Source organism: Microcystis sp. LE19-195.1E (genome assembly GCF_027532095.1).
Classification (GTDB): domain Bacteria; phylum Cyanobacteriota; class Cyanobacteriia; order Cyanobacteriales; family Microcystaceae; genus Microcystis; species Microcystis aeruginosa.
Genome location: NZ_JAPZSZ010000338.1, coordinates 1 through 6,755 on the forward strand (window position 1 = coordinate 1; position 6,755 = coordinate 6,755).

Sequence of the window (6,755 nt, forward strand, 5' to 3'; positions counted from 1 at the left end):
AAACTCTTATAGAGAAAGACATTTGGGGATTTTTGTCAATTGTTTTCGATCTAGAGCGAACTAATCAATTAAATCTCTTGCCAGATAAGGATTTAGTCGATTTATGCCCCCCTATCGAACCATACCAAGTAACGAAGAACCTAGTTTTTAACACCTAACTACTTACAATAGGGATTAATTTTAAAACAACCAGGCAAATTTTCCCACCCCGAATTTTACATAGAGAATAATTGCCAAAACCAATAAAAATAGAAAGACAATAATTAATAAATAGTCTTTATTGGTTAAGATTGATTCCTGTAAAAATGTGCGATCAGGATCACCAGAGAAAGCTTTAGCTTGTAGAACTACCTCTAATTTTTGCGATTTAGCCATAGCGTTTAAAATTAAAGGTACAGCGATAGAAGCGTAAATTTTTCCTTTTTGTAACCAACCCATTTTTTCTATTGCTAATCCTCGTAATCTTTGAGCAGAAATAATCGATCGAGATTCTTCTACTAGGAGAGGAAATAAGCGCAGGGTAGAGGAAAAGATAAAGACTATTTTGTAAGGAATTCTGGCTTTAGTTAAACTCACCATCATCTGATTTATATCAGTGGTAAAAATAGCGAGGGGAATAATTAAAACCATGGTGAGAGTTTTAAAGATCACATTTAAACCGTAGAGGGTTCCCTCGACAGTCATTTGAGCAGAACCGACAGTTAATAAGGGAGTTAATTCAGGTTTTCCCGTTAAAGCTTTTACCTGTTCCACATTAAAAAATCCCATGGTAATTAATAAGAATAGATAAAAAGGAGCCATGAATTTTAAAATGGTGAGGAGATAAGACCATTTTACCCCGGCCCAGAGACAAGCTAAAGCGACAATAAGAGTTAGAAAACCGCCAGCGAGGGGACTTTCCCAAGTAAAAGCGATGAGAGTAACCACGATCATCATGGTTAATTTGGTCCGAAAATCTAGGCGAGTAAAAGGAGAATCTCGATCGACGGTTTGCCAGTTAAATGATTGCATAATTAGGAAAAAAGTTAGTAAGTAGCTAGGTGTTAAAAACTGTCAGATGCCCCCCTTATTAAGGGGGATCCCCCCGCCTATCGGCACCCCCCTTATCAAGGGGGGCAGGGGGGATCGGCACACCCCTTATTAAGGGGGGATTAAGGGGGGATATATCTTCAATTTAATTATAACTTTAAGGGAATGAGTTAATTACCCATCCCCATCAATTCCCTAGGAAGGGTTAGCAACTCTCTTCATTTGCTCTTGAATTTCGGGGTTATAAATCTGGAGATAATTCCAATAATTACCAAACACCGATTCTATATAACCCTTAGTTTCTCTAAAGGGAATATTCTCGACAAATTCATCGGGATCGCTAAAATCGAAACGCTGTCTCCATTTGGAAACTGCCCCAGGTCCAGCATTATAACTAGCCACGGCAAAAAGTGAATTTCCGGCGAATTTGCCGTGGGTATAATCGAGATACCATGTCCCCATCATAATGTTATCTTCGGGATTAGTTAAAGAATAACTTTTATTGCCAGTATTACCCGCGATATATTTACCCGTATCGGGCATAATTTGCATTAATCCCACTGCCCCCACAGGAGAACGAATTTCTTTTTCAAAGCGGGATTCTTGCCGGATTAAAGCCGTCACTAGCAGGGGATTTAATTGTCTATCTTTTGACCATTGCAGGATGGTATCGTAGTAGGGGAAAGGGAATAAAGCGTGCCAGTATTTATCATTTTGTCGCAGGACTTTCCAAGCTTTCTTTTCCTCCGGGGTATCTCTTTCTCGCAAGCGCCAAATCAGGTTAATTCCTTCTAAATTTTGATTGCGAGAGAGTTTATAGACACCGAGGTTAAATTGTTCGTCAACGGTTAAATTCCAAGGATCGACAATTTCTGCTTGGAAGAGATTCCAAGCGTCCGTATCTTCACCAATTCGATATAATTCCTTGAAAGCTTCCGAACCAGCGGGGGGATCGTTACGAGTGGCGGGTTTGACGGTGGTAGGGTTATAGGAGCGGACAGTGGTAAAATCCCCCACGTCCCAACCTAATAAAACCGCCGAGCGCCAAGCATAATAGGAATGGGGATGACGAGAAATAGTGTAGGTAAAAGCTTGTTTTGCTTCTTGGTTTTTGCCGAGTTTTTGCGCCCATTTTCCCACCCAAAAGGCTGCTTTCGGGGCAATTTGACTATCTGAATTATTAACCGCAATTGGCTGCGCCCACTGCCACGCCTTGGCGTAATCACCGGATTTAGCGGCTCTTTGGGCCATTAACCAGCGATAATCGGCGGCTTCGTCGGATTTTGGGTATTTATTTAATAAAGTCTGCCATGTTTGACTAGCGGCCTGGGCATTAGTTGAGTTGAGTAATTTGGCTTTCGCTTCCAAAGCTTCCGGAGCGCGATCGGGAAATTGCTTGACAATGCGATCGAGATATGCTATGGCATCGCGGTTAGGAGAAATTTGAGCGAGTCGCAGTAATCCCAAACCCGTTTCTGGGGCCTGAGGATAGGTTTTAATTAATTTTTGGTAGGCGCTGCGAGCTTCTGGCAGTTTTTTGGCAATTTGTAGCCCGCGGGCGTAACGATAGGCTTGTTCGGGGCTAGGAGTGGCTTTAGCGTAGGCTTTATAGGCTTTTTCGTACAATCCCGACTGCCAATAACCGGCCCCAATAATTGCCCAATCCGCCGGAGTTAACTGATTGGCGTAGTCTTTCACCAAACGATCGCGGGCCTGATTGAGGGTAGGATCAAAAGGATTAGCCTTGGCTAACTGTAACCATAGGGGAAATTGATCGGGATTTTCTTGAAGACGTTGGCGAATTAAAGCCAAAGTACGCGGGTGTCGGGGGTATTCCTTGAGCAATTTTTCATGATAACTGGGGTCGTATTTGCCCAAAGAGTAGTAAGCTTCCGCCACTACGGGCGATTGGGGATAGGTTTCCAGTAATTTTTGCCAAATTTCTCGCGCTCTTTCACTATCATTGCTTAATTCCTGGGCGCGTCCCTGTTTGAGGAGAATCTGGGGAGCGAGGACAGGATATTGTTTTTCTAAGCCTTCTAATTGTTTTAAAGCCGGACCCCCTTCATATTTTCTCAATAAATCCATAGCCAGGAGATAGCGGGCGCGACTACGATCTAAAGAGGGCGCGTTGGCATCGGCCACATCTTTTAACTTGACATCTCGCTCGGTTTGTGGTAAGGAAGCGCTATCAACCACGGCAGAGGGTTGGTTAGGATCTTGGCTAGGAAGGGAAGCACTATTGCGATCGAGCCAAGCGAGAAGTTTCGGGTGAAAGAGAAAGAGACTGGTGAGAGTAAAAAGCGCAACCCCAGAACCTAGTCCAAGAATGAGCGGGGTGTGAGGGGGGAATTTCTTAAACATTACCTTATTCAAGACAGTAACTCAACATACATTATCAGTGATCGTGGTGACAGGTTGTTTGTTTCAATCAGGTTGGGGAAGTGGGGTGTGGGGTGTGGGGAAGTAGGGTGTGGGGTGTGGGGTGTGGGGTGTGGGGTGTGGGAAGTGGGGTGTGGGGGGATGGGAAGGATAAATAAAAATAATCTCCTGTCTCGGAGTCTCCTGTCTCGGAGTCTCCTATCTCCTATCTCCTGACTCCTGATCACTGATCACTGAGATATGGTACGCTAAACAGGATTTAAGTATTATTAATGATTGCTATGAAACAAGGCGGCGTGACGGTTTGGTTAACGGGATTGAGTGGTGCGGGGAAAAGCACGATTACCGAGGCATTACAGGCAAAATTAATCGCTGAAGGTTATTCCATTGAAGTTCTCGATGGCGATGTAGTACGGACGAACCTCACCAAAGGTTTAGGATTTAGTAAAGAGGATCGCGATGAAAATATCCGTCGCATTGGTTTTGTGTCTAATTTGCTCACCCGTCACGGTGTGATTGTCCTAGTTTCGGCTATTTCTCCCTATCGTGAGATTCGCGAGGAAGTACGGGGAAAAATCGGCAGTTTTGTCGAAGTTTTCGTGAATGCTCCCTTAAATGTCTGTGAGGCGCGCGATGTGAAAGGATTATATAAAAGAGCGCGTGCTGGCGAAATCAAGTCTTTTACGGGAATTGATGATCCCTATGAACCACCTTTTAACCCGGAAGTGGAATGCCGCACCGATTTAGAGACTTTAGAGGAAAGTGTCGCCAAAGTCTGGAACAAATTGACGGAATTAGGCTACATTCATCAAGCTGTGGCGGTTTAATCGCAGCATAACTTTGTATTATTGGAAAATATCGTAGGGACGTGGACTACAAACGTCTCTACATCCTGATTAACCGCTTAAGCAAATTTGTTAGTCAATCTCCTTTTCTTCAGTACCTAAGCCAAGTTAATTATACCTCTTAGTAAACCTCTGGTCAAAGTGCAAGAGTGTCTAAACAGTAATCAGTAAACAGTGAACAGTAAGTAGGGAGGCACAATTATTTGTAGGATGGGTTAGCGGTAGCGTAATCCATGGCTGTGTTGGGTTTCATACTTCAACCCAACCTACGTTCTGATAACTGATAACTGTCTCGACTAGCAAATTAATTTTGCAGGAATACTTATATTTAAAGGCACTAAATTATTTTGAAATCTCGCTCTAGTTATTGGAACCTCATTCCCTATCTCCGTCCCCAAACCCAAACAATTATTTTGGCGTTCATCTGTACGATCGGATTTACGGTATTTTGGCCGATTTTAGCTTGGTTAGCTGGACAAATGGCCAGATATATCGGCGAGGGAAATGTGCAAGCATTGGCGACACTTTCGGGGGTGGGGGCAGTGGTTTTTTTACTGCGGGGAATGTCTCAGTATGGGCAAGATTCCCTGATGGCAAAAGCTTCTTTAAAAATTGCCCTCGAATTAAGAAAAAAAGTTTATGCACACCTGCAAACCCTCGGCTTAAATTACTTTGAAACGGCGAAAACTGGTGATTTATCCTATCGTTTAACGGAAGATATTGATCGCATTGGGGAAGTAATTAACAAATTTTTCCATGATTTTATCCCCTCAGCCTTACAGTTAATTGTCGTCTTTGCCTATATGTTTATTGTTAACTGGCAATTGACGATCGCTGTCATTATTATCGCTCCTTTGTTGGGAGTTTTGGTGGGATTTTTTGGTGAAAAATTATTACAATATGCTCGTCGCGCCCAAGCGAAAATATCTAATCTTTCTGCGTTATTAACCGAAGTTTTTAGCGGTATTCGTGTGGTGCAAGCTTTCGCTGCTGAAGATTATCAAACCGAGCTTTTTGCCCAAGAAGCGGAGGAAAATCGCCGCGCTCAATACCTATCAGAATCCACCAAAGCTTTACAATACGTCGTGGTGGGATTCTTACAAGCTCTCGGTGTCATCTTTTTATTCTTTCTCGCTGGTTGGCAAATTTCCCAAAAGAATTTAACTGGAATTGACTTTGTTAGTTATGTGGCAGCGGTGGCAATGTTAATCGATCCCATCGCCCATATTACCAGTAATTATAATCAATTTAAACAGGGGCAAGCCTCCATGGATCGGATTTTTGAATTGTTAGCTATTTTGCCAACAATTACCGAAAAACCGAATGCGATCAATCTGCCACTCCATAGCAAAGAAGTTGAATATTGTCAAGTAAATTTTTCTTACAATGAGGACAGACAGGTTTTAAAAAATATTAATTTTACTGCACACGCTGGGGAAATGATTGCTTTAGTGGGAGCATCGGGAGCGGGAAAAACCACTTTAGTTAATCTTTTATTGCGTTTTTATGACCCCACTTCTGGCAAGATTTTAATCGATGGGGTGGATATTCGTGATGTGACTTTAAAAAGTCTCCGGCGACAAATTGGCGTAGTTTTACAGGAAAATATTCTCTTTTCTGGCACTATAGCCCAAAATATCGCTTTTGGTCAGGGAGATTTTAATCTGCAAGAGGTGGAAAAAGCGGCAAAAATTGCTAATGCTCATCAATTTATCAGTGAACTTTCTCAGGGTTACTATACCTATGTGGGAGAAAGGGGTGTTAATTTATCGGGTGGACAAAGACAAAGAATCGCCATCGCGCGAGCGGTTTTATCTAATCCGAGAATTTTAATCTTAGATGAAGCGACTTCCGCGCTCGATTCGGAATCGGAAGCTTTAGTGCAGGAAGCTTTAGAAAGAATTATGACGGAGCGCACAGTATTTGTTATTGCTCACCGATTAGCAACTGTCAGAAAAGCTAACCGTATTTTAGTCTTAGAAAAGGGTGAAATTATCGAGGTGGGTAATCACGAGGAGTTATTAAATCTTAATGGTCGTTACGCTCAATTTCATGCTAGACAATTTCAAGATTAGTCTATTTGGCGTTAAGAGTTGGGCATTATTTCTGATTTTATCACTCAAGCCAAGTTTTTGGGGGGTTCTACCCCCCAAACCCCGGAGCGCATTAGTTTTTCGGTGGGATGCTTACACGCGGTTGTTCATATATTTGTACTAATTTAAGAGTCACCGATATAGCAGTTATCTTAATGGTGAGGTAGGAAGTTTTCGTTTTGGAAAGTCAGTTGCGGAATTAGGTTAGACTTCATCTTTAGGGAAACGCTGTAAGTATCCAGACAGAATTAATTAGGGTTTGCTGAATAACTGAACTTCCCCCATACATATATACCATAATAGCCCAAAACCCTTATCCATCAATGGATGTACCCCCTTAACTTTTCTTAATGTACCCATGTAATTTGTAACATTTCTTAATGGACAAGAATTCTCTCTATTTGCT

The 6,755-nt window shown here is 42.3% G+C and carries 5 protein-coding genes; 2 read left to right on the plus strand and 3 right to left on the minus strand.

Translation table 11 applies throughout. The features are described from left to right. Positions 1–180: 180 nt before the first annotated feature. From O9300_RS18260 to O9300_RS18270, 3 genes are all read right to left on the minus strand, one after another. Positions 181–1,011 (minus strand): energy-coupling factor transporter transmembrane component T family protein, encoded by an 831-nt coding sequence (locus tag O9300_RS18260; protein ID WP_287973183.1) that lies wholly within the window; start codon positions 1,009–1,011, stop codon positions 181–183. A 213-nt stretch (positions 1,012–1,224) separates the two neighbouring features. Next, positions 1,225–3,393 carry a lytic transglycosylase domain-containing protein gene (locus tag O9300_RS18265; protein WP_287973186.1) on the minus strand — a complete coding sequence of 723 codons (2,169 nt, stop codon included), beginning with the start codon at positions 3,391–3,393 and terminating at the stop codon, positions 1,225–1,227. Positions 3,394–3,401: 8 nt separating this feature from the next. Then, complete coding sequence (locus O9300_RS18270; RefSeq protein ID WP_287973188.1) at positions 3,402–3,638, minus strand: hypothetical protein; 237 nt, start codon at positions 3,636–3,638, stop codon at positions 3,402–3,404. A gap of 54 nt (positions 3,639–3,692) precedes the next feature. Between O9300_RS18270 and cysC the strand changes: the two genes are divergently transcribed. After that, the gene (gene cysC, locus O9300_RS18275) at positions 3,693–4,238 is read left to right on the plus strand and encodes an adenylyl-sulfate kinase (protein WP_287973190.1); all 546 of its coding nucleotides are present in this window, start codon (positions 3,693–3,695) and stop codon (positions 4,236–4,238) included. A 365-nt stretch (positions 4,239–4,603) separates the two neighbouring features. Then, positions 4,604–6,331 carry an ABC transporter ATP-binding protein gene (locus O9300_RS18280; RefSeq protein ID WP_287973192.1) on the plus strand — a complete coding sequence of 576 codons (1,728 nt, stop codon included), beginning with the start codon at positions 4,604–4,606 and terminating at the stop codon, positions 6,329–6,331. Positions 6,332–6,755 lie beyond the last annotated feature (424 nt).